At 37.2% G+C, this 25,629-nt stretch carries 23 protein-coding genes; 16 read left to right on the top strand and 7 right to left on the bottom strand.

Annotated features, from left to right (window positions below):
• Window positions 1-15: 15 nt before the first annotated feature.
• The 4 genes from spx to H9632_RS06520 all read right to left on the bottom strand — a co-directional run bounded on the left by spx (window position 16) and on the right by H9632_RS06520 (window position 4,112).
• Window positions 16-417: a transcriptional regulator Spx gene (gene spx / locus H9632_RS06535; RefSeq protein ID WP_191700701.1), complete on the bottom strand. Its 402-nt coding sequence runs from the start codon at window positions 415-417 to the stop codon at window positions 16-18.
• A 390-nt stretch (window positions 418-807) separates the two neighbouring features.
• Entirely contained in the window at window positions 808-2,388 is a 1,581-nt protein-coding gene (locus tag H9632_RS06530; protein WP_191700702.1) for an ABC-F family ATP-binding cassette domain-containing protein, read from the bottom strand.
• Window positions 2,389-2,739: 351 nt separating this feature from the next.
• Entirely contained in the window at window positions 2,740-2,925 is a 186-nt protein-coding gene (locus tag H9632_RS06525) for an SE1832 family protein (protein ID WP_191703306.1), read from the bottom strand.
• A 152-nt stretch (window positions 2,926-3,077) separates the two neighbouring features.
• The gene (locus H9632_RS06520) at window positions 3,078-4,112 is read right to left on the bottom strand and encodes a PseG/SpsG family protein (protein WP_191703305.1); all 1,035 of its coding nucleotides are present in this window, start codon (window positions 4,110-4,112) and stop codon (window positions 3,078-3,080) included.
• Window positions 4,113-4,212: 100 nt separating this feature from the next.
• On the opposite strand from H9632_RS06520, the gene H9632_RS06515 reads away from it, so the two are divergent.
• The 10 genes from H9632_RS06515 (at window position 4,213) to H9632_RS06470 (ending at window position 14,769) form a co-directional block, all read left to right on the top strand.
• Window positions 4,213-5,019 (top strand): NAD(P)H-binding protein, encoded by an 807-nt coding sequence (locus H9632_RS06515; RefSeq protein ID WP_191703304.1) that lies wholly within the window; start codon window positions 4,213-4,215, stop codon window positions 5,017-5,019.
• 127 nt (window positions 5,020-5,146) lie between these two features.
• On the top strand, window positions 5,147-5,701 hold the full coding sequence (locus H9632_RS06510; protein ID WP_191700706.1) for an NADPH-dependent FMN reductase: 555 nt from the start codon (window positions 5,147-5,149) through the stop codon (window positions 5,699-5,701).
• Window positions 5,702-5,921: 220 nt separating this feature from the next.
• Window positions 5,922-8,114, top strand: a complete 2,193-nt coding sequence (locus tag H9632_RS06505; protein WP_191703303.1) for a HelD family protein — start codon at window positions 5,922-5,924, stop codon at window positions 8,112-8,114.
• Window positions 8,115-8,163: 49 nt separating this feature from the next.
• Complete coding sequence (locus H9632_RS06500; protein ID WP_191703302.1) at window positions 8,164-8,979, top strand: undecaprenyl-diphosphate phosphatase; 816 nt, start codon at window positions 8,164-8,166, stop codon at window positions 8,977-8,979.
• A 125-nt stretch (window positions 8,980-9,104) separates the two neighbouring features.
• Window positions 9,105-9,521 carry a MarR family winged helix-turn-helix transcriptional regulator gene (locus H9632_RS06495; RefSeq protein WP_191703301.1) on the top strand — a complete coding sequence of 139 codons (417 nt, stop codon included), beginning with the start codon at window positions 9,105-9,107 and terminating at the stop codon, window positions 9,519-9,521.
• Window positions 9,518-10,702, top strand: a complete 1,185-nt coding sequence (locus H9632_RS06490; RefSeq protein ID WP_191703300.1) for an MFS transporter — start codon at window positions 9,518-9,520, stop codon at window positions 10,700-10,702. Before H9632_RS06495 ends, H9632_RS06490 begins: the two co-directional genes overlap by 4 nt.
• 130 nt (window positions 10,703-10,832) lie before the next feature.
• Window positions 10,833-11,999, top strand: coding sequence for an aminotransferase-like domain-containing protein (locus H9632_RS06485; protein ID WP_191703299.1), 1,167 nt, complete (start codon window positions 10,833-10,835; stop codon window positions 11,997-11,999).
• Between the two features lie 129 nt (window positions 12,000-12,128).
• On the top strand, window positions 12,129-13,067 hold the full coding sequence (locus tag H9632_RS06480; protein ID WP_225223711.1) for a LytTR family transcriptional regulator DNA-binding domain-containing protein: 939 nt from the start codon (window positions 12,129-12,131) through the stop codon (window positions 13,065-13,067).
• A 146-nt stretch (window positions 13,068-13,213) separates the two neighbouring features.
• Window positions 13,214-14,059 (top strand): ABC transporter ATP-binding protein, encoded by an 846-nt coding sequence (locus tag H9632_RS06475; protein WP_191703298.1) that lies wholly within the window; start codon window positions 13,214-13,216, stop codon window positions 14,057-14,059.
• On the top strand, window positions 14,059-14,769 hold the full coding sequence (locus H9632_RS06470) for an ABC transporter permease (RefSeq protein WP_191703297.1): 711 nt from the start codon (window positions 14,059-14,061) through the stop codon (window positions 14,767-14,769). The genes H9632_RS06475 and H9632_RS06470 overlap by 1 nt, the downstream gene beginning before the upstream one ends.
• 184 nt (window positions 14,770-14,953) lie before the next feature.
• On the opposite strand, the gene H9632_RS06465 is transcribed toward H9632_RS06470, so the two are convergent.
• Entirely contained in the window at window positions 14,954-15,154 is a 201-nt protein-coding gene (locus H9632_RS06465) for a cold-shock protein (RefSeq protein ID WP_008404655.1), read from the bottom strand.
• Window positions 15,155-15,651: 497 nt separating this feature from the next.
• Here H9632_RS06465 and H9632_RS06460 point away from each other — a divergent pair, with 497 nt between their 5' ends.
• The 4 genes from H9632_RS06460 to H9632_RS06445 all read left to right on the top strand — a co-directional run bounded on the left by H9632_RS06460 (window position 15,652) and on the right by H9632_RS06445 (window position 22,627).
• Complete coding sequence (locus H9632_RS06460) at window positions 15,652-17,841, top strand: DNA topoisomerase III (protein WP_191703296.1); 2,190 nt, start codon at window positions 15,652-15,654, stop codon at window positions 17,839-17,841.
• 308 nt (window positions 17,842-18,149) lie between these two features.
• Window positions 18,150-19,283, top strand: a complete 1,134-nt coding sequence (locus tag H9632_RS06455; protein ID WP_191703295.1) for a glycoside hydrolase family 113 — start codon at window positions 18,150-18,152, stop codon at window positions 19,281-19,283.
• A gap of 360 nt (window positions 19,284-19,643) precedes the next feature.
• Window positions 19,644-21,347 (top strand): DUF2334 domain-containing protein, encoded by a 1,704-nt coding sequence (locus H9632_RS06450; RefSeq protein ID WP_191703294.1) that lies wholly within the window; start codon window positions 19,644-19,646, stop codon window positions 21,345-21,347.
• Window positions 21,348-21,352: 5 nt separating this feature from the next.
• Complete coding sequence (locus tag H9632_RS06445; RefSeq protein ID WP_191703341.1) at window positions 21,353-22,627, top strand: glycosyltransferase family 2 protein; 1,275 nt, start codon at window positions 21,353-21,355, stop codon at window positions 22,625-22,627.
• Window positions 22,628-22,760: 133 nt separating this feature from the next.
• Here H9632_RS06445 and H9632_RS06440 read toward each other — a convergent pair whose 3' ends face one another.
• Window positions 22,761-23,903, bottom strand: coding sequence for a YhgE/Pip domain-containing protein (locus tag H9632_RS06440; protein ID WP_191703293.1), 1,143 nt, complete (start codon window positions 23,901-23,903; stop codon window positions 22,761-22,763).
• Window positions 23,904-24,031: 128 nt separating this feature from the next.
• Here H9632_RS06440 and H9632_RS06435 point away from each other — a divergent pair, with 128 nt between their 5' ends.
• Together H9632_RS06435 and H9632_RS06430 are read left to right on the top strand one after the other, a co-directional pair.
• Window positions 24,032-24,631, top strand: a complete 600-nt coding sequence (locus H9632_RS06435) for a TetR/AcrR family transcriptional regulator (RefSeq protein WP_191703292.1) — start codon at window positions 24,032-24,034, stop codon at window positions 24,629-24,631.
• Between the two features lie 74 nt (window positions 24,632-24,705).
• Window positions 24,706-25,056 (top strand): YciI family protein, encoded by a 351-nt coding sequence (locus H9632_RS06430; RefSeq protein WP_191703291.1) that lies wholly within the window; start codon window positions 24,706-24,708, stop codon window positions 25,054-25,056.
• A 40-nt stretch (window positions 25,057-25,096) separates the two neighbouring features.
• Here H9632_RS06430 and H9632_RS06425 read toward each other — a convergent pair whose 3' ends face one another.
• Window positions 25,097-25,552: a staygreen family protein gene (locus H9632_RS06425; protein ID WP_191703290.1), complete on the bottom strand. Its 456-nt coding sequence runs from the start codon at window positions 25,550-25,552 to the stop codon at window positions 25,097-25,099.
• Between the last annotated feature and the right edge of the window lie 77 nt (window positions 25,553-25,629).

The following is a 25,629-nucleotide window of genomic DNA, read 5'->3' as shown; positions in this document are numbered from 1 at the left end:
CTCCAAATGTTATCGCTATTCTACGGCTAATTTTTGAAGGGCATTTAATTCAAATGCTCGCACTTTTCGTGGAATGAAACGACGAATGTCCATTTCGTTATAGCCGATTTGAATGCGTTTTTCATCAAGTAAAATAGGGCTGCGCAGCATGCGTGGGTGATGCTGAATTAAGTTGTAAAGCTCCTGAATGGATAACTGATCAATATCAATATCCAGGTTCTTGAAATCATTCGAGTTTGTCGCAATAATTTCATCTGTACCGTCTTCTGTCATACTTAAAATATGTTTAAATTCTGCTAATGTTAAAGGTTGAGAAGTTGTTCTCTTTTCCGTATAAGCAATATTGTTTTCGTTTAACCATTTCAATGCTTTTCGTGATGAGGAACAGCTTGATTGTGTATAGATTGTTACTGTCATAATAATTTTCCTCGCTTTCCCATAATCAATAATTTGGTGATAGCTTAGTTGTAAGACATTTGTCTATAATAATATCTTACCAGTAAGCTATTTATAATGCAACTGGTTTTTTATATGTTTACCTACCTTTATCTGTATACCCATTCTTCTAATAAAATATACGTATTCTTTTATAAAAAAGTTTCGATTTTTATATTACAGTTTTGTAAAGAAGATAGGAGAGAGGGAGATTAATAATATAGAATAAATAAATCCTCGAATTTCTAATATATTCCCTGTTTTTTTAAAAAAGAACTCACAATGTTCACATATTGCATAAAAAATTCTAAAAAGCCTTTGAATGCACAAAAAGCAGCACACTCCATATAAAGAGTGCACTGCTTTATCAAATTATTTAAATTCGTTTAATTCTTTTGTTTCACGCGTAGTGAACCAGTCCTGTACATTCCATACTTTTGTTGCTAAGCCTTCATAAAATTCTGGCTCATGTGATACAAGAACGATTGTGCCTTTGAATTCCTTCATCGCGCGTTTTAGCTCCTCTTTTGCATCAACATCTAAGTGGTTTGTCGGCTCGTCAAAGATTAACCAGTTTGTTTGGTCCATCATCAGCTTGCAAAGACGTACTTTTGCTTGCTCACCACCAGAAAGAGAGTTCAGTGGGCGAGTAATATGATCCGTTTTCAGACCGGCACGTGCCAATGCTGCACGGACTTGTGCCTGTTCCATAGATGGGAAGGCATTCCACACATCATCAATCGGTGTAATTTTATCAGCTTTTACTTCCTGTTCGAAGTAAGATGGCTCTAAATAATCACCTAAAATGACTTTCCCGTCCAATGGTTGGACTTTCCCTAACATTGTTTTTAAGAGAGTCGATTTACCGACACCGTTCATGCCGACAAGTGCGATCTTTTCACCACGCTCAATTTGGAATGTAAGAGGCGGCAGTAACGGCTTTTCTTTATCATAGCCAATGACTAAGTTTTCTGCTTCAACTACATAACGGCCCGGTGTACGTGCTTCTTTAAAGCTAAACTCAGGTTTAACAGCAGTTTCTGGACGATCAATACGCTCCATACGATCCAATTGCTTCGCACGGGATTTTGCACGACCACTTGTTGAGTAACGTGCCTTGTTGCGGGCAATGAAATCTTCCTGCTGCTTAATAAATTCCTGCTGTTTTTCATATGCATCAATATGCTGGCGTTTGTTAATTTCCGCAAGCTCAATAAACTTTTCATATGTTGCTGTATAACGCGTCATTTTTGCGAATTCCAAATGTAAAATAACATCAACTACATCATTCATGAATTCTGTATCATGCGAGATTAATAGGAAGGCATATGGATAGTTTTTTAAGTAATTTTTTAACCAAGTGACATGTTCTTCATCCAGATAGTTCGTCGGCTCATCAAGCAATAGTACTTTTGGTTTTTCCAGTAAAAGCTTAGCAAGAAGTACTTTTGTTCGCTGACCACCGGATAATGCCGCAACATCGCGGTCAAGGCCAATTGCATCCAATCCTAAACCACGTGCAATGTCATCAATTTTCATATCTAACGTGTAGAAATCGCCGGCATCAAGTGCATCCTGGATTTCAGACATCTCTTCTAAAAGCTTGTCATAATCTGCATCTGGCTCTGCAAGCTCAGCTGAAATCTCATTTAAGCGTGCTTCTTTTTTGTACAGCGGTAAAAACGCGTCTCGCAATGCATCGCGCATCGAACGACCAGCCGTTAAAACCGTATGCTGATCTAAATAGCCGTAATGCGTGCCAGGAAGCCATTCCACTTTCCCTTCATCATGAATTGCTTGACCTGTAATGATGCTCATTAATGTCGATTTTCCAACACCATTTGCACCTACTAAACCAATATGATCGCCTTCTACAAGACGGAACGATACATCTTTAAATAATGTACGGTCACCAAATGAATGACCTAACTTTTCAACAGTTAAAATTGCCATATATAATCCTCCGAGTGTTTTAGTGTGTACTTACTAATAGTATGGTAAAAAGTAATATAAGATTAGTGAATTCAGTAGTTGATTGGAGTGGAGGCGGCGAGTGTAACTACCGGCTCTGCCTTTCGTGGCGGAGCGAAGCAGAGAAGTCACTCAAAGCTTCCTGAAGGATAAGCGTGACGCCTGAGACTACAGGGAACAAAAGCTAAGAACGCCACGTCCTGTGGCAACGCTTTTGTGACCGACATCATGTCGGACTCACGCCCCCGGAAAGCGTCCGCCGAAACGGAAATCAACAAGTACTAAAAACGGCATTATATTGCCTTGCTTTTTCCTCAAAAAAAACCCGCAACATTAAAGTGCTGCGAGCTGTTTGTTTAGTTCTGCTAGCCGTGCTTCCATATTTTCAAGACGTACGAGCGCTTGTTTGACTGAGTCTGGATGGCCTACTGATTCAAGCTTTTCCATATCGCCTTGAAGATTGATGTAATCCATCTTTAATTCGGCGATTTGTTGCTGCAGCTGGTCTTTTGTTAACATCGATAATTGCTCCTTTACGAACGAAAATTGATCTTTTCATATTGTAACATAATGCATTCTATTATGGAGGATAAGAAACCTTAATTTTTTGCGGAATCTATATAAGAAATACGTTAATGTGTACAACAAAAGGCGCAGACTACTATTTCTTCTTAAATGTGTGCCATATTGTGGCGGGCATAAGCTAAATCCAACAGTAGATTTTTTAAAATCTCATTGTTAGTTAAAATTTCAAGATTGCGCTGTTTACGGACTGCTCGTTCGCGACGCTGCTCATGAAGTAATAGTTCCATCACCGCATTTTGAATAATCGATTGTTTCATTTTCCGTCCTAAACCGATATGGATAAATCCATTCATTTCACGGGTGAACGCATAGTTCAGCTCATTATCATGCTGAGCGGTTGTAATGCAGGGAATACCGACAGCTGCAACTTTATATGGTGTATAGTTGGCATTGCAAATAATTAGGTCCGCTTGTGGCATTAACTCTAGAAGTGCATCGGGTTTTTGGACAATTACCGTATTTTTTCGGCTTAAAGCCATTAATTTTAAACTATCCAAGTCATGCTTATAATCAGCATCAATGGCAACGGAAATTTTCAACGGGATATGAAGCTGTGTTAGGTGGCGCAATGTACGGTATGTTAAATTATTGTTATCCCCATCTTCAAAGGCCACAACAATGTGCGGGAGTTCGCCTTTTATCGAGCTGTCAGGTGTTTGGAGAACTTCATGTGCGACTTTCTCCAAATTCTGCGGAACAGCAAACGCATAGCTTCCTGCCAGTTCTTGTACATGTGGTTCTTCATGGGATTCGCCAAATAGTGCAACGAGATGGCAGTCGATTAGATGTGCACCCATTCCAAAATCATCAAAGTGAACAATAGTAGAGCAAAATGGTCTAATCATTTCAACTTGTTCTACCTGTGTATCTTTTCCGTCGTGGATAATTAAATGAGGTTCTAATTCACGAATTTTCTTTTTAATCTCAATAAATCGATCAAAAAGAATAATATTTAAGCCTGTTTGGGCCAATTTATCAATGAGCTGCTGGTTAGTCGTTTTAACAAATAGAATGACACTCTCATCTTGCAATAAATTTGCTAATGTTACTGCACGTTCAAAAGGATACGTTCCTTTAATATCACAATGTTCGATAATCCATATAATTTTTCTTTTTTGCACGTAAATCCCATCCTTTCCACTATCTCTATAAAATATGGTGGAATAGCCGAAATTATGAATGAGAGAGTACATACATTAAATCGTAGAAAAGAGGAAAGATATGAAAGTAATGCGTTCGGCTTTAATCATAGGTGCGACAGGATTAGTTGGCTCGGAACTAGTCAAGCTGCTGTGTGAAAGTGATGAGTATGCGGCAGTGAATGTCCTTTCGAGAAGACCGCTTGATTTTTCCCATCCGAAATTAGATGTAAGGCTTTGTGAATTTGATCAGATTGCAGAATGTGATTTTGAGTTTGCGCATGAAGTGTTTTGCTGCTTAGGAACTACAATGAAAAAAGCAGGGTCAAAGGAGCAGTTTGAAAAGGTTGATTTCGAGTATCCATTAACAGTTGCCGCACTTGCCAAAAATAAGGGAGTCGGTCATTTTATCGTTATTTCGGCAATGGGTGCAAACGAAAAAGCCTTCGCATATTATAGTCGGGTAAAAGGAAAAATGGAGAGGGAACTGATTAATATGGATTTCCCGAAGCTATCCATTGTACGTCCCTCATTAATTACAGGAAACCGTCCAGAGTTTCGATTAGGTGAGACGGTAGGGGATAAGGTATTAAAGGTGCTCAATCCTTTATTGGTGGGCCCGATGAAAAAAGTGCGTTCAATTCCTGCAAAGCAAATTGCAAAAGCCATGAAAGTGATTGCACTGCATGGCAAAAAGGAAAAAGTCGCAATTTATTTATCGGATGAGCTTTTGGAAATGGAAATGCCAATTATTGAAGAAGAAAACTCATTTGTAGACAAAGAAGTAGCCTTCAATTGGAAAAAATTCGACGAAGAAGAGTTGCCACTTGCAGATAAAAAGCCAGAAAGTAATCAAAGTAAATTAAAGGAAGCAGACAAAGGAAAATAGCATTCCTATTCCAATATAACGATGTCCGACAAAAGACTGAAATTGATCTTTCCTAAGCAACTACCTATTATCTAAAGAAGTTATTCTGATACAATATGAGTACAACGAGTTACATGGAGGAACAATTATGAAAATATTACTTGTCGATGGTACCATCTTTGGCCGAAAAACCGGCGTTCTTTTGGAGCAGGTTCAACAATATATCGAAGCTTTTAACCCTTCACTGGAGTTAGAGATATTATATTTCTCAAAATTAAAGCATCAAATTTTAGACGGCAGCCCGCTAAATGACGATATGAAAATGATGATCCAAAAATTCGAAGAAGCCGATGCTTATATTTTTGCTTCGCCAATCTTTCAGGCATCCATCCCTGGTGTATTGAAAAATGCGTTTGATATGATTCCACCCAAAGCGATGCGCTACAAGCCAGCAGCGATTATCGGCAATGGCGGTACGTATCAGCACCATTTAGTATTGGAAAACCAATTGCGTCCGATTTTGGATTATTTCCGTTGCTTAGTAACACCGAACTATGTATATACACATGCAGACCACTTTGATAAGGACAATAAAATTATCGATGAAGATGTGCACAACCGTCTTCGAGAATTGGCTCGTGTATTCGTTCAATATTGCGAAATGACGAAAACGTTGTCAAAGCAGCCGGTAGATATTCAGTAAAATAAAGTGAAGCGTCCATGCCGAATATGGATGCTTCACTTTTTTCATTTAGCTTATCATTTGCAGTATTGGGTATATACATCTTTAATTGAAATCTAAAAAATGGAAATTAGCATGTCCTTCAGATTGAATCTCACGTAATTTTGTTGTAGCATGAATATTCATCTGAAAATAAATAAGTAAAATTTTTACTTTTTGAGCATTTGGAGGCGAACAGAAGATGGAACAAACGATTTGGCAAAAGGAAGAGGCACACTTAAAGCAAATTAGTGCCCTGTTAAAACAACAAATCGAAGTGCAGACAAACCATTTAAAAAAGCAAAAGGGCGACATTGTCGAGGAACGTACACAAGCTTCTTCGGAGTTTAATGATATTTCTGGAGAAAGTGCCATCCAGTTTTCACAAATGCTACAAACGATGCAATTACGTGAACGAGAATATGTACAGCAAAGTGAACAATTAGCTAAAATGCAAATTTTATATAAAAGTCCTTATTTCGGACGCATATCACTCGAAAATGAACAAGGTGAGCGCGAACATTTATATATTGGCCTATCGACTTTCCGGGAGCCACTAACGGATGATGTTCTAATTTATGATTGGCGTGCACCGATTTCGAGTCTTTTTTATGAAAATAAAGTCGGACCGGCACGCTATCAAATTCCGGATGGTGAATATATCTCTGTAACGATTCAAGGCCGCCGTCAATATAAAGTGAAATATGATGAGTTGTTGCAAGTATTGGATGCGGATATTTATGTAGGTGATGAAGTACTGCAAAGCCTTTTATCCGATACCGCAAAGGAAAAGATGAAGTCGATTGTTGCGACAATCCAAAGTGACCAAAATATCGTCATTCGTTCTTCAAATAAAGACAACCTTATCGTACTTGGACCACCCGGTAGTGGGAAAACGTCCGTTGCGATGCAGCGAATTGCCTTTTTACTTTATGAATACCGTCAGACAATGAATGCACGCAGCATTTTACTCATTTCGCCATCGGATTTGTTCAATGACTATATTTCAAATGTACTGCCAGAGCTTGGTGAGGAAAATGTACAGCATACGACGTATTACCGTTTATTACGTGATTTAAAATTAACGCATTACAAGGCGGAAACAAGCTATGAAAACATTGAGCGTCTTCAACATGCTACAGATGAAGAACGTGAACATTATGCATTTAAAGGTTCGCATAGTTATGTAAAACAATTGCTCGATTATATTACAAGCATAAAAAAGACGGGCATGCCATTTTATAACTTAAAGGTAGAAGGGAAGCTTTTCATTTCTGCAAAAAAACTAACTGAATTGTTTTATGAAAAGTATGGTGCACTGGATATCGACTTCCGCCTGAAAAAAATCCGCACCTTCCTACTGGAAAAAGTTGGGCAGCAAAAATCAAAGGACCGAAAAGTATTAACAAAAGAGCTCAAGGCTGTAAATGCTTACATCGGAACAGATAAAGAAATTGAACAGCAAGTAAATGAAAAGCTTCAAAAAAGATACGGCAGGCTTGAGGACACAATTCAGCAACTCGGGTTCGTCAATATTAACAAAATGTATATTAATTCGCTCGCATTCGGAAATGACGATTTATTTACACAGGCAATTCAGGAGGCAACTACTGAAACGCTGAAAAATCGCATATTATATTATGAAGATTTAGCGCCGATCATGTACTTGCAGGCATTTGTAAAAGGCTTGTATGCCAATAATACAATCAAGCATATCGTCATTGATGAAATCCAGGATTATTCCTATTTACAACTCTTAACAATAAAAGCGATGCATCCGAAAGCACATTACACATTGTTGGGCGACAAAAATCAACTCGTGCATCCCCAAATGAAAGATTCATTGGCAGGTCCATTGGAAAAGCATTTCAAAGTTGTCGAGCTGAATAAATCCTATCGCTCAACAAATGAGATTACCGATTTTATGAGTGCTATTTTGAATAATACGACGACCCAATCGCTGGGTGTATCAGGTGAGAAGCCGCAAGTTATTGAGACAGCTACTGCTCCTAAAACAATTGCCCAGCTCGTAAAAGCACAATTTAAAGAGCAGGACAGCTTTGTCATCTTATGCAAAAATAAGTTGGCCTGTGAGCAGTTATATCATGAACTAAAGCCACTCGTACCACAATTGCAGCTCGTAACAGAGGAGCAGAAGGTATATATGAAGGGCATTTTAATTATGCCGGGCTATATGGCGAAGGGGTTTGAATTTACGACGGTTGTTGTAGCGGATGCGAACGCCGAAGTGTATACCGAGAAGATGGATGCATATTTACTTTATACAATGACTTCGCGTGCCACACGTCAATTATTTTTTGTGACAGGGGGAATATTACCAAAAGCCCTTGCACACATTGGCGAACAGTATTATCGTAAAGATGTGAACATTTAGGCGCACTTTGTCGTCTAACAGAAGATAACAACTTTTTTAGGAGATACAAATGGAAAATTTTGATTTGATTTTAGTTTTAAAGCACTTCATTATCGGATTGGTACAAGGCTTAACGGAGCCAATTCCTGTTTCATCTAGTGGTCATGTAATGATTGCGAGTGAAATTTTGGGAATGGGTGAGCAAGGCTTTATGTTCGCCATTTTAACGAATACCGCATCATTAATCGCCATTATGTTTATTTATCGTGAAGATATTATTCGATTAATTACTGGATTTTTACTGTTTATTAAAACACGGGATGCTCGCTACCGCGCAGACTTTAACTTTGCACTGTACGTAATAATTGGCTCGATTCCGGCTGGTGTGCTGGGTGTCTTGCTAAGTGATGTCATTGCAGACAATGTGAGTATGACAACAATTGCATTAATGCTCTTTGTAACAGGGATTGCCCTTTGGTTAATTCGCAACTTGCGCGGAACAAAGCGTGACGGTGATTTAACTGCAAAGGATGCCTTCATCGTCGGATTAGGGCAAGCTGTTGCATTAACACCAGGTATTAGCCGATCAGGTGCGACAATTATTTCTGCCATTGCAGTCGGTATGAACCAAGAGACGGCTTTACGATTCTCATTTATGCTGTATATTCCGGTAAGCTTAGGTGGAGTAGTATTAGGCTATACAGATTTCCTCGATGAGCCAAATAAAATGGACTTAGCCATTCCATATACAGTAACATTCCTTGCGACACTGTTCATGACCTATTTTGCAATGCGCTGGTTTATGGGGATTATGAAAAACGGCAAGTTGCATTACTTCACGTACTACTGCTTCTTAGTCGGTATTTTATTATTAATTTTTTATTAAGTCTTACACGTTTCGGAAAATTTTCCGAGACGTGTTTTTCTATTTTTTTTTACATCTTGACAAAGAATGCAAAGTTCTATTTAATTAGTTAGTCTAACTAACTAATTTTCGGAGGAAGAAGTGACATGACATTCTTTTTACAAATACATCGTTTTCATAAACGTTATACGGCACAGTTATCCGCTATTTTAGCTCCGCATGAATTATCGAATGCTAACTGGTCGCTTTTACATTATTTAATGGAGCATGGTTTAACGACAACAAGTCAAATAGCAAAATACTGGGATGTTGAAAAACCGACCGTATCAGCAAATGTCAAAACATTAACCCGACATGGACTAATTCAAATAAAGTACGGGGAAGACAAGCGTGAAAAATACTTGAGTTTAACTGAAAGCGGAGAGAACTTGTATGGAATTATATTCCCCGAAATTAAACTACTGCAACAGCGGTTATTAAGTACGCTGACTGAAGCGCAACGACAAAAATTTCAGCAAGCCTTAAATGAAATGGAACAGTTATTGAAAGAAGGTTTATTATGAATGAAGTAAAAGAACCTATTTGGACAAAGGATTTTATTGTAGTATCAATCATTAATTTTATGTCTATTTTAATATTTTTCCTCTTAATGGTGACGATCTCTAGCTATGCAGTCGAAACGTATCATGTATCGACAAGTATTGCAGGTCTCGTATCGAGCATTTTTATTATTGGAACGTTAATCGGCCGATTAGGAGCAGGGCGCTTGATTGGGAATAGTGGCCCACAAAAAGTACTCATGACTGGTTTAATTGTATTTTTTATTACGACAACCCTTTATCTGTTCGAGTGGGGTGTTACGTATTTATTGGTGATCCGATTATTACAAGGGGTAGCAGTTGGGACAATTGGTACAGCAACAGGGACAATTGTTGCCACGATATTACCTGCAACACGTAAGGGAGAAGGAATTGGCTACTTTAGCTTAAGTGCTGTTTTGGCGACAGCAATAGGACCATTTGTAGGAATGTTTATGATGAAACTTGAAAATGGCTTTGATGTTATTTTCTATACAAATACAGTATTATCGCTACTTTTATTAATCGCCTCTTTATTTGTTAAAGTATCAATAACTCAAAAGAATACTAATTCAGAACTTCACTCACAAAAGTTATCGCTACTTGAAAAATTTATTGAACCGAAAGCAGTACCGATTTCTTTTGTTGCGTTATTAATTGGCTTTGCTTATTCAGGTGTAATGTCATTTTTAACGTTTTATTCTAGGGAAATTAATTTAGTAGAAGCTTCAAGCTATTTCTTTTTGGCGTATGCCTGTGTCATTATAATTTCACGCCCTTATACAGGGAAGTTAATGGATTTACGTGGACCAAATATTATTGTGTATCCGTGTCTCATCATTTTTGCGGTGGGTATGTTGCTATTTAGCCAAGCCTCAGCAAGTTGGATGTTACTTGTAGCTGCTGCCTTGATAGGACTTGGTTATGGAAACTTTAACTCGATAGCCCAAACAATTGCTGTGAAAGTAACAGAGCCGCATCGATTTGGTTTAGCAACATCGACCTACTTTATTTTTTATGATTTAGGTTTAGGTATTGGTCCGTTTATTTTAGGGATGGTAGAGGCACATACTACTTACCGTGTAATTTTTGCTTCTATGATTCCACTTGTCTTAATTTGCATCCCGCTTTACTATTTTTTAGTAGGGAGAAAGAAAGTGCTGTAATTAACGCATCTATGTCACAAATATACTAATGATAGGCAAGTATCTTTTGAAATGATATTTGCCTCTTGTGTAATAGATTGAAAAGTGATAAAATTTTGAAAATTTAAATTGAAAGAAGAGAGAATTTAACATGCAGTATTCTGACAGTATATTAAACACACCATCATCATTTATCCGTAATATTTTAAAAGTAACGGACGCAGCGGATGTCATTTCATTTGCCGGGGGACTGCCAAATCCGATTTCATTTCCAATCGGACAGTTGAAAGAATCCGTTAATCATGCGATTGATGAAAGTGGTGCGAAGGTTTTCCAATATTCCACGACTCAAGGGTATTTACCACTACGTCAGTATATTGCAGAAAAACATAACAAAAAGCAGCCAGGTCTGGATTATACAGCTGATGATGTGCTTATCACAACTGGATCACAGCAGGCATTGGAACTTATTTCAAAAGTACTTTTAAATAAAGGCGATGGCGTAATTATAGAAGAACCGGGATACTTAGGGGCAATTCAGGCATTTACACTGCGCGAACCGACTTTCCACGGTGTCACTTTGGAAACGGAAGGTATAAATATAGCGGAATTGAAAGAAGCACTGAAAAAACCTAATGTCAAAATGGTTTATACAGTACCTAATTTCCAAAATCCAACCGGTTTAACTTATACACAGAAGCGCCGGGAAGAAGTTTATGAAGCGGTAAAAAATGAAGATATCATTTTCATTGAAGACGATCCATATGGCGAGCTGCGTTTTACAGGTGAGCATTTACCATATATTGCAGCAGGTAAGATGGAAAATAGCGTCCTATTAGGTTCTTTTTCAAAAACAGTTGCACCAGGTATGCGCTTAGGCTATATGCTTACGAAAAACCATGAATTTTTAAGTCATATCGAAACAGCAAAGCAAGCATCTGATTTGCATACGAACATTTTCGCGCAATACACTTTGCACCATTATTTAACGAATAACGCCTATGAGGAGCATGTTGAAAAAATAATCGCCCTCTATAAGGAACAATCGGATACGATGTTAGCAGCAATGGAAAAATATTTCCCGCCGTATGTATCCTATACAAAACCTGAAGGCGGTATGTTCATCTGGGTAACGATGCCAGAAGGGGTAAATGCACTTGAAAAATTCCATGAAGCAATGGATCAAAAAGTAGCATTTGTACCGGGCAACCCGTTTTACACAGGTAAAAAGGAAGTAAATACGATGCGTCTTAACTATACAAATGCTACCCCTGAAATTATTGAAGAAGGCATTAAACGATTAGGGGAAATTTTATAAATTCATACAACGAAGCTATTGTGTTGATTCATTCAAGCAATAGCTTTTTTTAATAAACCATTTATAGGAAATTTGTGAAATAGTAGTATAATGTTTTATAAAATACCCATTTGAACGAGGTGTACGATATTGAAATTAACTATTGAAGTAATTGAGGAGTTTGGGGAGGTACTTTTACCTGCAGTGGAACTATTTGCAGAAAAACCTTTAGTCAATATTTATACAGACGTAACAAAAATGAATCTTTTAAAGCAGCAACTATTGAAAATGCCTAAAGTTTACGTCCATGCACATGAAGAAGGGCATTACGAGCGATTAACTGTAGAGGAAACGTTTCAGTTCTATTTAAAATTACATAATATGGACGATTCTGTCGAGACTCTTATGAAGGCATTTGGCTTGGAACAATTTAAAAAAATCCGTGTAAATGAATTAACTTCTGGTGAACGCCAAGTACTTAGTTTTTTAAAGGCTTATGTACAACGGAAGGAAGCAATTATTTTAATTGAACCCTTTCAAAATTTACAGCAAGTTGAACGCAAAGTTCTTATGCATTTAATCATACAAATTCAGCTTGCAGGTAAAAAAGTAGTGTTACTATCGAATAATTTAGAGCACTTAATTAATTCGGAAGGCGAAATATTAAGACTGGATGAAGAAGGCTTACATAAAATGGACGTTAAAGAAGAGCAACAGGAACAAGGACAAGGATCGATTGAAACGATTCAGTTGAAAATTGAAAAGATTCCAACGAAAAAAAATGAAAAAATCATCCTATTTAATCCACCAGAAATTGACTATATTGAAAGTGTCGAAGGGGAAGTATTTGTATATGTTGCTGGAGAAGCATATCCATGTACATTAACATTGAGTGAGCTGGAAAAACGACTACATCATTTCGGTTTTTTCCGCTGTCACCGCTCATATATCGTCAATTTGCAAAAAGTAAGGGAAATAATCTCATGGACACGCAATAGCTATAGTCTATCGCTGCAAGGTACAGGGAAATTAGAGGTGCCCCTTTCAAGAACAAAGCTTTCGGAACTAAAAGAAATTGTCGGAATATAACAGATTTCCTGGGAAATAGTTTGTACCACTCATCGATTTATAACACCAAACAACCCTATAAAGCGACAATTCACCGATATTATAATGCAGTGATTGCTTCCTTCCTTTAAATTAATGGTATCAACGATTTCAAGGGAGGAAATAAAATGACAGCGATTATTGAGGTGCAAAACCTACAGATGAAGTATGGAAAGGAAGAGGCATTGAAAAATGTTTCCTTTTCCATTCGTAAAGGAGAAATTTTCGGCTTTCTTGGTCCAAGCGGCTCAGGGAAAACGACAACAATTAAAATAATGACAGCACAGTTAACACATACAGGCGGTCAAGTATCCGTTTTTGGACAGCCAGCCAGTGAAATGAATAAAGGGCACAATAAATCGAAGTTTGGCATTTTATCAGACAATAGTGGGCTATATCAACGTCTCTCTATTGAAGAAAATTTATTACTGTACAGTCAGTTATACAACTTGCCTAAAAGTACAATAGAAGAAGCATTGGCATTCGTGAATTTGCAGAAGGATCGTAAAAAGAAAGTTAATCAGCTTTCCAAAGGGATGATGCAGCGTGTTGTTTTAGCCCGCACAATTATGCATAAACCGCCATTGCTGTTTTTGGATGAACCTACATCTGCGCTCGATCCAGTAAATGCCCAGCATATTTATAACGGGCTTCGTAAATTAAATGAGTTAGGTACGACGATCTTTTTAACAACACATAATATGGAAGAAGCAGAGTTGCTATGTAATCGTGTTGCCTTCTTACATAAAGGCGAAATTCGAGAAATTGATACACCACTTGCTCTAAAGAAAAAATATAGTGACCACTCATTTACAGTAGAACTGGAAAATGGAGAAAATCATGTTGTCTATAATGGCGAACAGGGTGCGGTGCAATTAATGGAGTGGATGAAGGCAAAGCGTGTGTCACGTATGTATTCCAATGAACCAACATTAGGCGATATTTTCGTACAAATAACAGGGAGTGATTTATAATGAACATTTCAGTAAAACGTATTCAAGCCATTTTCATGAAGGACTATAAAGAGTTTTCCCGTAATTATGTAATATCTTCCGTTGTACTTATGCCGCTAGTTTTAGCGCTTTTTTATGGACGTGTTGGCTCTAATTCCATTGATATGTACTTTTTGCCTTTGAATATAACACTTTCAATGGTAACTACGTATGTTCAGGCATGTCTGATTGCAGAGGAGAAAGAAAGGAATACGCTACGTGGTTTAATGATGTCGCCGGCGTCAACATTTGATATATTATTTGGCAAAAGCTTACTAGTATTTTTAATGACAGGCATTATTTTAGCCGTATCTTGCTATTTAGTAGGGTTTGCACCGAAGCAGATTATAGTAATCGCGCTTGCTTTAGCGCTTTCGACAGCTTTCTACTTGGCGTTAGGAACAATTTGCGGCTTATTTACAAAGTCCATTATGGAAGCTTCTTTAGCTGTTCTACCAGTAATGATTATTTTTACATTCGGTCCATTGGCATTGGCTTTAGGAGAAGATCATTTATTATACAAAATTGTCGAAGTTTTACCGAGTACACAATTGATACGATTGGCAGAGCTGTCACAGGCAAATGCAGCATTCACTGAGTTAATAGGTGCATTTAGCATTATCACTGCATGGACAGCAGGTGCAATCGCAATATCGGTAGTACTGTTTAATAAACGTACAAAAGACTTATAGTATATGGGGCTTTCTGAATTTACTTCGGGAAGCTCTTTTTTGATGTCAAAACCTTAAAGCAAAAGGGAAGTGTCATGTTTAAAGGGCAAACTTCTTTATTCGTTCATTATGAAACTATAAAAAAAGAAGCATACTCATATTGAGTATGCTTCTTGCAACTAACTATATACTTAAATCGTTAAAATTAAAGTTTAGTTACGTTAGTAGCTTGTGGGCCACGGTTGCCTTCTTCAACGTCGAATTCAACTTTTTGACCTTCGTCTAAAGTTTTGAAACCTTCGCCTTGGATAGCTGAGAAGTGTACGAATACATCGTTACCGCCTTCAACTTCGATGAAACCGAAACCTTTTTCTGAGTTAAACCATTTTACTGTACCTTGTTGCATGAGAGAAAACCTCCAAAAAAATTAATTATTGAATTGCTAAATGTATAAAAAAATTCACACATTAAAAAAGGGAGCGTACACGTTCACTTTTTTAATATGTGAATTAATCGTAAACAGCTTAAGCAATTTAATTACTCTTATTGTATAACAAGATTATCCAACTGTCTACTAATTTTTCTCGAAAAGAGGTGAAATTTTTGATTTTTCATACAAATGAAGGGAAAGAACGATTAAATTATATCGGAAATAATCTTATTTTACCACTTAAATTTTGATGGAATGGATAAAATTTTGCGTATTTATTAAAAATAAAGGTTATTTTTACAATAAATTAAATTAAATGGAAATTAATTGAAGTATAATATACATTTATTTTACATAATTAGGAGATTCGGTTTGCTAAACAACAAGTCAGCACAACGTTAGACACAATTACGCCAAGGCTTAATTAATGTATGGTATAGTTGGTTCAAAGAGGTATGAAAGGATTGTGTACGATGGCTAAAAGTTTAGTATTGGCAGAGAAACCTTCAGTTGCACGAGACATTGCGAATGTACTGAAGTGTCATAAAAAAGGAAATGGCTTTTTAGAAGGGGATAAATACATTGTCACATGGGCGCTAGGACATTTAGTGACATTGGCAGATCCTGAAAGCTATGATGAAAAATATAAACAATGGAAGCTGGAAGATTTACCAATGCTTCCGGAACGTTTGAAATTAACAACTATTAAACAGACGAGCAAGCAATATAATGCGGTAAAATCACAGCTTACACGTGGTGATGTCAATGAAATCATTATCGCAACAGATGCGGGACGTGAAGGAGAGCTTGTAGCACGTTGGATTATAGACCGTACAAAAGTGAATAAGCCGATTAAGCGCCTATGGATTTCTTCCGTTACCGATAAAGCAATCAAAGAAGGCTTTGCGAATTTAAAGCCAGGCAAAGCGTATGAAAACCTTTATCATGCAGCGGTAGCCCGAAGTGAGGCGGACTGGTATATCGGGCTGAATGCAAGTCGTGCGTTATCGACGAAATTTAATGCACAGCTAAACACAGGGCGCGTGCAAACTCCTGTTGTCGCAATGGTGGCAGCACGCGAAGATGAAATAAAGCACTTTAAAGCTCAAACATACTACGGTATCGAGGCACAAACGAAAGAATTAAAATTAACGTGGCAAGATGCTACTGGCAATTCACGTAACTTTAATAAAGAAAAGATCGATTCGATTGTTAATGACCTGGACAAGCAGGATGCCAAAGTAATCGATGTGGAACGAAAGCCGAAAAAAACGTTTTCACCGGGGCTTTATGATTTAACAGAATTACAGCGTGACGCGAATAAACTATTTGGCTATTCTGCAAAAGAAACGCTAAACATTATGCAAAAGCTGTATGAGTCGCATAAAGTTCTAACGTATCCACGTACAGATTCTCGCTATCTTTCATCTGATATCGTTAGTACATTGCCAGAGCGCCTAAAAGCATGTAGCGTAGGTGAATATCGTACATTGGCAAATAAGGTATTAACGAGACCAATTAAAGCAAATAAATCTTTTGTAGATGACAGCAAAGTTTCAGATCATCACGCTATCATTCCAACTGAAGAATATGTTAACTTTGCGAATTTCACGGATAAAGAGCGTAAAATTTATGATTTAGTCGTTAAGCGTTTTCTGGCTGTTCTTTTCCCGGCACATGAATTTGAGCAATTAACAGTACAGGCCCAAATTGGTAAGGAGAAGTTCATTGCGCGCGGTAAAACGGTGCTTTCTGCTGGATGGAAAGAAGTTTACTCAAATCGATTTGACGATGAAGATTTAAATGAAGACGTGAAGGAACAATTATTACCACGTCTTGAAAAAGGACAAATACTGAAGGTTAATTTACTTGCTCAAACTTCCGGACAAACGAAGCCACCAGCTCGTTTCACAGAGGCTACAATACTAACAGCAATGGAAAATCCGTCTAAATATATGAATACACAAAATAAAAAGCTTGCCGATACATTAAAATCAACCGGTGGATTAGGTACAGTTGCAACCCGTGCCGATATTATCGATAAATTATTTAATTCCTTCCTTATCGAAAAACGCGGGAAAGATATTCACATTACATCAAAGGGCCGTCAGTTATTAGACTTAGTACCAAACGAGCTAAAATCTCCTGAAACGACAGCCGAGTGGGAGCAAAAGCTTGAGCTAATTGCTAACGGTAAGCTGAAAAAAGATACGTTCATTAATGAAATGAAGCAACATACAAAAGCCATTGTTTCGGACATAAAAAAGAGCGACAAAAAGTTCAAGCACGATAATATTTCAACAAAATCCTGTCCGGATTGTGGAAAACCTATGCTTGAAGTGAATGGGAAAAAAGGCAAAATGCTCGTATGTCAGGATCGTGAGTGTGGTCACCGTAAAAATGTCTCCCGCGTAACGAACGCCCGTTGTCCGCAATGTAAGAAAAAGCTTGAATTACACGGACAAGGCGATGGTCAAATTTTCGTGTGTAAATGCGGTTACCGTGAAAAATTATCAGCCTTTGAAGCGCGCCGTAAAAAAGAAGGTGGCGGCAAAGTGGACAAGCGTAGTGTCCAAAAGTATTTAAAAGAGCAAGAAAAAGAAGCAGAGCCGATTAATAATGCATTTGCAGATTTACTAAAAGGTATGAAATTTGATGATTAATCATCTTTTTAACTAATTATTTTAAATAACTAAACGCAAGAACATGAAGTCAGTGGAAGTGACAATGTTCTTGCGTTTTTTTTATTTAAAGAATTTGAAATTAAAAATTAGAAAGACACTTTTTGGGAGGGGCTTACCACACGAATAAGTTTTTATCTGTAGCATACATTAGCAGTTGGGAAAGGGTATTTTTTTCAGAACAGTAGGGAATAATAAGAGAATGAAGAACTAGGAAATTTTGTTTTTTTATTTCCGTCGTGTGTAGGTTGTAAATCTGATTTAATCGTAGTATTTACGAGGTGTGAATTATGTTAAATAAGAAGCTAATTATTGGGACTTTATTTGTTACACTACTTCTATTATTGGCCATCTTCGTTGGGAAGGATAGGTTTTCGAAGCAAGAAGATGAAGATTCAAAACTTTCTATAAAGGAGACTTCTGAAATGGAAATTTCACCTTTGAAGGAATCTGAAAGAAATGAAGAAAGACCCCAATTGAAATACACTAGTAATGAATTTCAGGCTGGTATGAATCTACTGATTTACGGTCATCCCGATATGGCTGAGGCCAGAAAGATATTTGAACGTATAAGAAATTTGGGGATTAACAGTGTGGCAATAAATTTTCCTTTTTATCAATCAGATTCGCAAGCAAATGAGGTAACTGTAAGCAAGGCTTATACACCGACGATTCAAGAACTTCGAAAAATCATAGAATTCGCACATGCGTCTGAGCTCAGTGTTATGATTAGACCCATCATGGATGAACAAGTTTTTCTATCCTCAAATATGTGGAGAGGGCAGATAAAACCTACAGACCCGGATTCTTGGTTTGACAGCTATCAAGCATTAATACTCACATACGCTACTTTGGCTGAGACGACTAATGCAAAATCATTAAATATTGGGACGGAACTGAACTCAATGCAAAATAAATATCAGGATAGATGGACAGAACTTATTGAAAGTGTGCGTGGAGTTTACAAGGGAGAGCTATTGTATTCCTTTAACTATGATACAGTTTCAGAAATTCCTTCTCTTGAGTTTGTTAAATTACTTGATCAGGTTGGGATTGATGCATATTTCCCATTAGATCTACCAGATGGAGCTACGACAAATATGCTGGAGGAGGAATGGAAGAACCAAATCAATCAGTTGGAAGAAGCGTTATGGCAACAAACCATTATCGTAACTGAAGTTGGAATCCACCCTATTGCCGGTGCATATCGTACCCCTTACTCATGGAGTTTTCCTGATGGTACTTTTGACCCTCAGGCACAAGTTAATTATTATGAAGCGACATACAATACTTGGAAGCCGAAAGCGGAAGGAATTTATTGGTGGGCTATTACACTTGGCCAGGATCCTAATGAAATCAGCTTCTCTCCTTTAGGATTACCAACAGAAGAAGTGATTAAGAAGCACTTTCTTCAAAATCACTAATGATAAATAAAAGAAATAGGTATGCTGTAACTATAGTTCCATAGGACCGGTCATTATATACTCTTAATAACTTAATGATAAAAGGCTGAAACCACGCTGAATGTGGTTTCAGCCTTTTATTATTCTCTTTAAAAATATTTATAATTTATTTTTACTTTTCGGTATAGTTCTATAGAAGCAAGAATAATGTAATTTTATCATGTTGATAAACCATCGTTGTATTTTTGGAGAAGGAGTACATTTTATAAAGGAAGATACCAAATTTTGAGTGGTTTTGTTCATGATTGATAAAAGACTGTTAAAGGGACAGTGTAAAGGAGTATGTAAATGCAGGTAAGGACTATGGGCCGACACAAGATATTGATTTTCATTATTTGTATCACTCTTTGTACTATATTACCAAATGTTTCAGTGGAAGCTGCCAAGGAGGCTAAAGAGCCGGAAGTACTAGTTATATATACAACAAGGGACGGAAAAATGAATGAGGAGCAGCGTTATTTAGATTTATTAATCGGTCACTTCACATCCAATATTCGATTTATAAGCAGTGACGATGTAGAGAAAAGCGATTTATCTTCAGCAACACATCTATTTTATTTTGGTCAATACTCAACGCAGCTACCAGCCAAATTTAATACATTATTTGATGAATATGAAGGTACGATTGTAGCAATTGGTTATAACTCAGAAAAGATAGGAAATCAATTTTCGTTTATTGATCCAAAACATGAGGTTACCATCGATCAAATTTCTATGAAGAGTTCAGATAAAACATTGGATATTACCAAAATGTATATTGTTGAAATTAAAGCTTACGAAGGATCTGAGATTCTGATTAATGGACGTTTGAAGGAAGGGGGTGTGGACTATCCGGTAATGGTAGAGGGAAATGGAAATTATTACTACGCATTTGACACTGTGGATTCAAGTCGGGCCACACTATTTGCTGAAGCTCTCCACGATGTGTTCAAAATTGAACATGAGGAAATATCCCCTGGTTATATCCGATTAGAAGATGTCCACCCCTTAGTGAACCCTAAACCACTTCAAGAAATAGCTAGCATGTTAAAGGAAAAGGATATACCCTATATGGTTGCTGTAATACCGATCTACACAAACCAGATTACGGGAAAGAGAAGTACCTTTGCTGATTCGCCGGAATTGCTGAAAGTTCTAAAACAGATACAGAAGGATGGGGGAAGTATTGTACTCCATGGATATACACATCAATTTAGAGCTTCTGAGACAGGCGAGGGATTTGAGTTTTGGGATGTAGAGAACAACTCGCCGATATATTTCCCCGAAGATCAGGAATATACATTAAAAGAAGAAAAGGATTTTTCTTCAAAAGAAGATTATTTGAATTACATCAATGATTTAAAAGCATATGAAAGAGAGTATACAGAAACAAAAATAAATCAAGGAATCGATGAGTTAGCTAAATATGGTTTATATCCATTGGCTTTTGAAGCTCCGCATTATACTATGTCCCAATATGGTTACGAGATATTATCTGAGTATTTTTCTACTTATGTAGGTCAGGTACAGCTTAGTGATAAGGATTGGGAAATAATGGACACCTCTCCGTATATTACTTCTCCTTCATTTTTGCATGGAATGAAGCTGCTTCCTGAAACAATGGGATATATACAGCCAGGTGTTGAGCAAGCTGTTCAAAAAATGATGGATAATGCCGGAAGAATTAGATTGACTCGAGACGGGATATTAGCTGCTTTTTATCACCCTTATCTAGGGGCAGAAGGGTTTAAGGAATTACTCGATGAGCTAGATAAATTACCGAATGTTTCCTGGATCGATCTAAAAGAAATGGATGTATGGGTAAAGGGTAAAAATGTTTCTATTCATACTGTGAATGGTGAAATCATTAAAGATTTTAATCGTTTAAAAATCGTCTATTCTTCCATGGAAGCACCCCTTTTTTATTTAGGCCAATTTGTTCGATTTGCAGCATGGGTAATGGTTGTTATAGGAGGTGCTGCAGTTTGTGTGTTTATTGTTTTTACCTTCCGCTTAATAAAGAGAAATAATCAAATAGAAGGGTGACCGTAATAGCAAATTTATTCCTCTATATTTCTATTTTCCTGATTTGGACTATGCTGTTTTACCATGCTTTCCTGATGTTAGGGGGGTATTTTCACTCATTAAAATATAAAGACTTTAAGAAGAGATTCAATATTCCACTGGAAGAATATCCAAAGGTAAGTATCCTTATACCGGCTCATAATGAAGAGATAGTCATTGAAGATACGATTCAATCAATGATAAGGCTCGATTATCCAAAAGATAAGCTCGAAGTGTTAATTATTAACGATAATTCGAGTGATCAAACTGGTACCATTATTGATAGGTATGCAAAGGAATATTCTTATATCCACGCTGTCCATACGAAGCCCCCTCATGCCGGAAAAGGAAAATCCGGTGCTTTAAATCAAGGATTCCAACATTCAACTGGAGAAATGATTGTAGTATATGATGCCGACAATACGCCCGAACCAGCAGCTATACGTAATTTGGCATTGGGATTGCTGAAAGATAAAGAAGCCGGGGCAATGGTAGGTAAATTCCGTGTAGTAAATGCAAATAAAAATTTACTAACACGACTAATAAACATAGAAACTTTAACTTTTCAGTGGCTCGCTCAAGCTGGACGCTGGTTTTGGTTTAGAATGGCAACAATTCCTGGAACGAACTTTGCAATCCGTAGGTCCATTTTGGATGAGCTTGGGGGGTGGGATGAAAAAGCTTTATCGGAAGATACAGAATTAAGCATCAGGGTCTATAATCTGGGCTATTATATCCGTTTCTTCCCGGAAGCTGTTACTTGGGAACAGGAACCAGAAAATATTCGTGTATGGTGGCGACAAAGAACAAGATGGGCCAGAGGAAACATATATGTAATTTTAAAATATCTATTCCAAATTCATAAATTAAAAAATAAAAAAATAGTTATCGATATCGCATATTTCTTATTTACGTATTTTTTGTTTTTTGGCGGAGCTATGATTTCTCACCTTATATTTGCCGTTAATTTTGTACATGATTTGAAGCTATCAATTGGACTTGTCTCTTATGCATTATTGATTATTGGATTTCTCCTTTTTGTGACGGAAGTTTGTTTGGCTTTGAGTATGGAGAAGAAACAGCTTACCACAAAGAACTTCTTTATTGTGTTATTAATGTATTTTACTTACTCGCAATTATGGATCCTTCTAGTGATACAGGCTGTGTTCCTCGAAGCAAAAAGGGTGTTATTAAAACAAGAAGTCAAATGGTATAAAACACAGCGCTTTAAACAACCAGAACAAAAAAGAAATTCAGTGTAAGTACAAAATAGAGAAGCTATACAATGCTTAAGGAAATTGTATCAGGTAATTATAGCCAACATGCCTTTCAATTGACCCAGCAGATATAAAAAACGCTATTTTGCAATAAGTGCAAAATAACGTTTTTATGGGTTTAATTTTTCTGTGCTTTTACCGGTTTAAAAATTGACAGTAAGAAAATAACGAAACCTGTAATACCAATTCCTAAAATGGTATTGAAGGAAGCACCTGTGTAAAAGCCGCTGCCGAAGTAGAAAATTTCGCGCAATCCTTCAGAAGCGAAGCGAATCGGTACCCAAGGACGAATGAAGTTTACAAAGAAACTTGGAAGCATTTCCTGTGGTGTCATTAGAACACCCATACCTAGAAGCATGACAACCATGAACAACGTAATCGCTGGTTTTCCGATCCATGCAGTAATTGCAGATACTAATAAGAAGAAACAGAATGCTGCAAACGATACAAAGAAAGCAACCAGGAAGTAGCCAGGCATGTTAATACCAGCAACCGATGCTAATGTTGCTACAGTAAAACCTGAGAATAGGGCGATAATCACACCGAATAACACTTGTTCACCCATTAATCGAACTACTTGTTTACGAGTTAAGTTTTCTCTTTTCAGTATGATGGATGTTGATAAGAATAATACGAAACCGCCAATTAGCGCACCTACCCAAGCAGGTACCGCCAATAAAGTTGGTGCACTGCCATTAGCCGTAGCTGCAGTGATTGGGTTAAATATCTCTTCTTTCGCTACAATCGGATGCACTAGCACAGCAGCTTGATCAGCATCGATTTGCTGATTATCCATTTGTGCTATAAAGTTTGCTGAGTATTGTCCGCTTAACTGTGTAATTAAACCATTTAAAGCTGTTTTAGCAACGTTGGAACCTGTCATGTTAAAGCCTTGGTTAAGGTATATTTCCAATGTTGCGGCACTGTTGTTAGCCAGCGCATATTGCACGGCATCGTTATAGCCATCAGAAATAACTAATGCTGCATAATATTCTTTTTCATCAAATAAGACTTCAATATCCTCCAGTTTTTCATCTGTAAAAGCCAGCATTGGCTCTGCGCCATCAATACCCTGACTCATTTGTGCTACAGCCGCTTTCACAGATTCTACATGCTCACCCTCATCATTTACAATTAGTGCAACCGGTAGATTTTTTACTTGTGGATCTCCTTGTGCGAATAAGTTTACCGAAAATAGAGCAATTATTAATATAACGGCAATGGGAGCAGCCCATGCTAATTTTTCTTTAAATAATTTCAAAGGGAATCTTCCTTTCTCAATTTTGAACACATTGTTTAGTGGTACCTGTTTATTTTATAATCATAGAAAATGCAAAGCAATCAACAAAATGAACAGATTGTTCAATTTTGTGTAGAGAGGGTGTTTTTTTGAGTATTTACAGAGAAAAAAACCGAAAAACAAAAGACCTTATTCAAGGGTCATTTATAAAAATCTTAGAGAAAAAAACCTTTGAATCAATTACCGTGGGCGATATTGCAAAACAAGCACAAATTAATCGAGGAACATTTTATTTACACTTTATAGATAAATTTGATTTATTGGATCAAATAGAACAGCGGTTGTTTGGAGATTTAGGCAATCATATTGATGAATTGCAATCGAACTATTCTTCTACGCATACGTTTGAAAAAGAACAGGAACAATTAGCTGCGACATTATTCAGCGCTATTAAAATGCAGTCACCTTTACTCAAAATATTTTTAAGTGATCATGGTAGAGCAGGTTTCCACCTTCGATTCAGGGAGGCGTTTTCAGAAAAGGTACGTGTCAATCTAGAGAAAAACGAAAGCTTCAAAGCTACGTTGAAGGTCCCAATGGAATATTTTCTATCGTTTATCACATCTGCCTTTTTAGGATTAATCGAACAATGGGTTCAAAATGATTTGGACAAAACACCTCAAGAGATGACGATATTATATATTGATATTATTTCCTTTATTCAAAAGAAAAATACTAAAAAAGTGTAAAATTAACTAATATTTATTAATTAATTATTTGTTATAATTTTACATAATAAGGATAAAGGAGAGTGATTATTATTATGCTTTTTATGTTAATTGTAAAAGCCTCAAGCAATTCGGAAAAAGGGAATCTCCCGAGCTCAGAGCTTATGGAAGCGATGGACAAGTACAATGAGGAATTACTACATGCGGGTGTAAGAGTAATGGCGAAGGGACTTCATCCGAGTTCAAATGGTCTGCGTATTTCATTTCCCATTCCCGGAGAAAAGCCAGTAATTACGGAAGGTCCTTTTACTGAAACGAATGAACTAGTTGCCGGTTTTATATTGATTGAGGTGAAGTCGAAGGAAGAAGCGATAGAGTGGGCAATGCGGATGCCCGACCCGCAAGGATATGGAGAAGGGCAGATTGAATTGCGTCAAGTATTTTAGGGAGAGAGGGGAAGTTTTGGATTTAATGTATACCAAATATTTAGCTGGAAAAATTACTGAAAGTTCCCCAATACTCCTGTTTATATAGCATTGGATAAGAGGATATGAAGTTTACCATTATTACTGCATAATCCAGCATTAGATATACGTCGAATAAAAATCGATCCCCATATCGAATGGCTGTTAATGCAAGCGGTAATTCGCGCCTGAAAACGCTATTTCGGCGTATTGCTGCTTCTAAATCATGCTCTTTTTGATCTAAACAAATATATACATTGTAGATTAGGGAATTACCATTCATTATCCACTGTCCTAATACTTCATCTCTCATCTCCGTATTAACTTTGTCCCAGGCAAATTGTGTCCCAATGGTTAAAAATAATTCTCCCGTAAAGTCAGAGTGCGTTAATGTGTGATGTCTTGGAATAATCGGTTCCTGTGCCGTCACACCATTCCTATATTCGACAGTTAGCCTTTCAGGGGCAAATTTACTCAAGTCACTACTCCCATCGTCTTTTTTTATCAATATGCTACCTGATTGTTTGAGGTGACGGATGTACCCTAAGTAAGAGA

It is taken from the genome of Solibacillus merdavium (assembly GCF_014836935.1).
In the GTDB taxonomy this organism is placed as follows: Bacteria; Bacillota; Bacilli; order Bacillales_A; family Planococcaceae; genus Solibacillus; species Solibacillus ferritrahens.
This window is presented reverse-complemented; position numbering and strand designations above follow the sequence as displayed.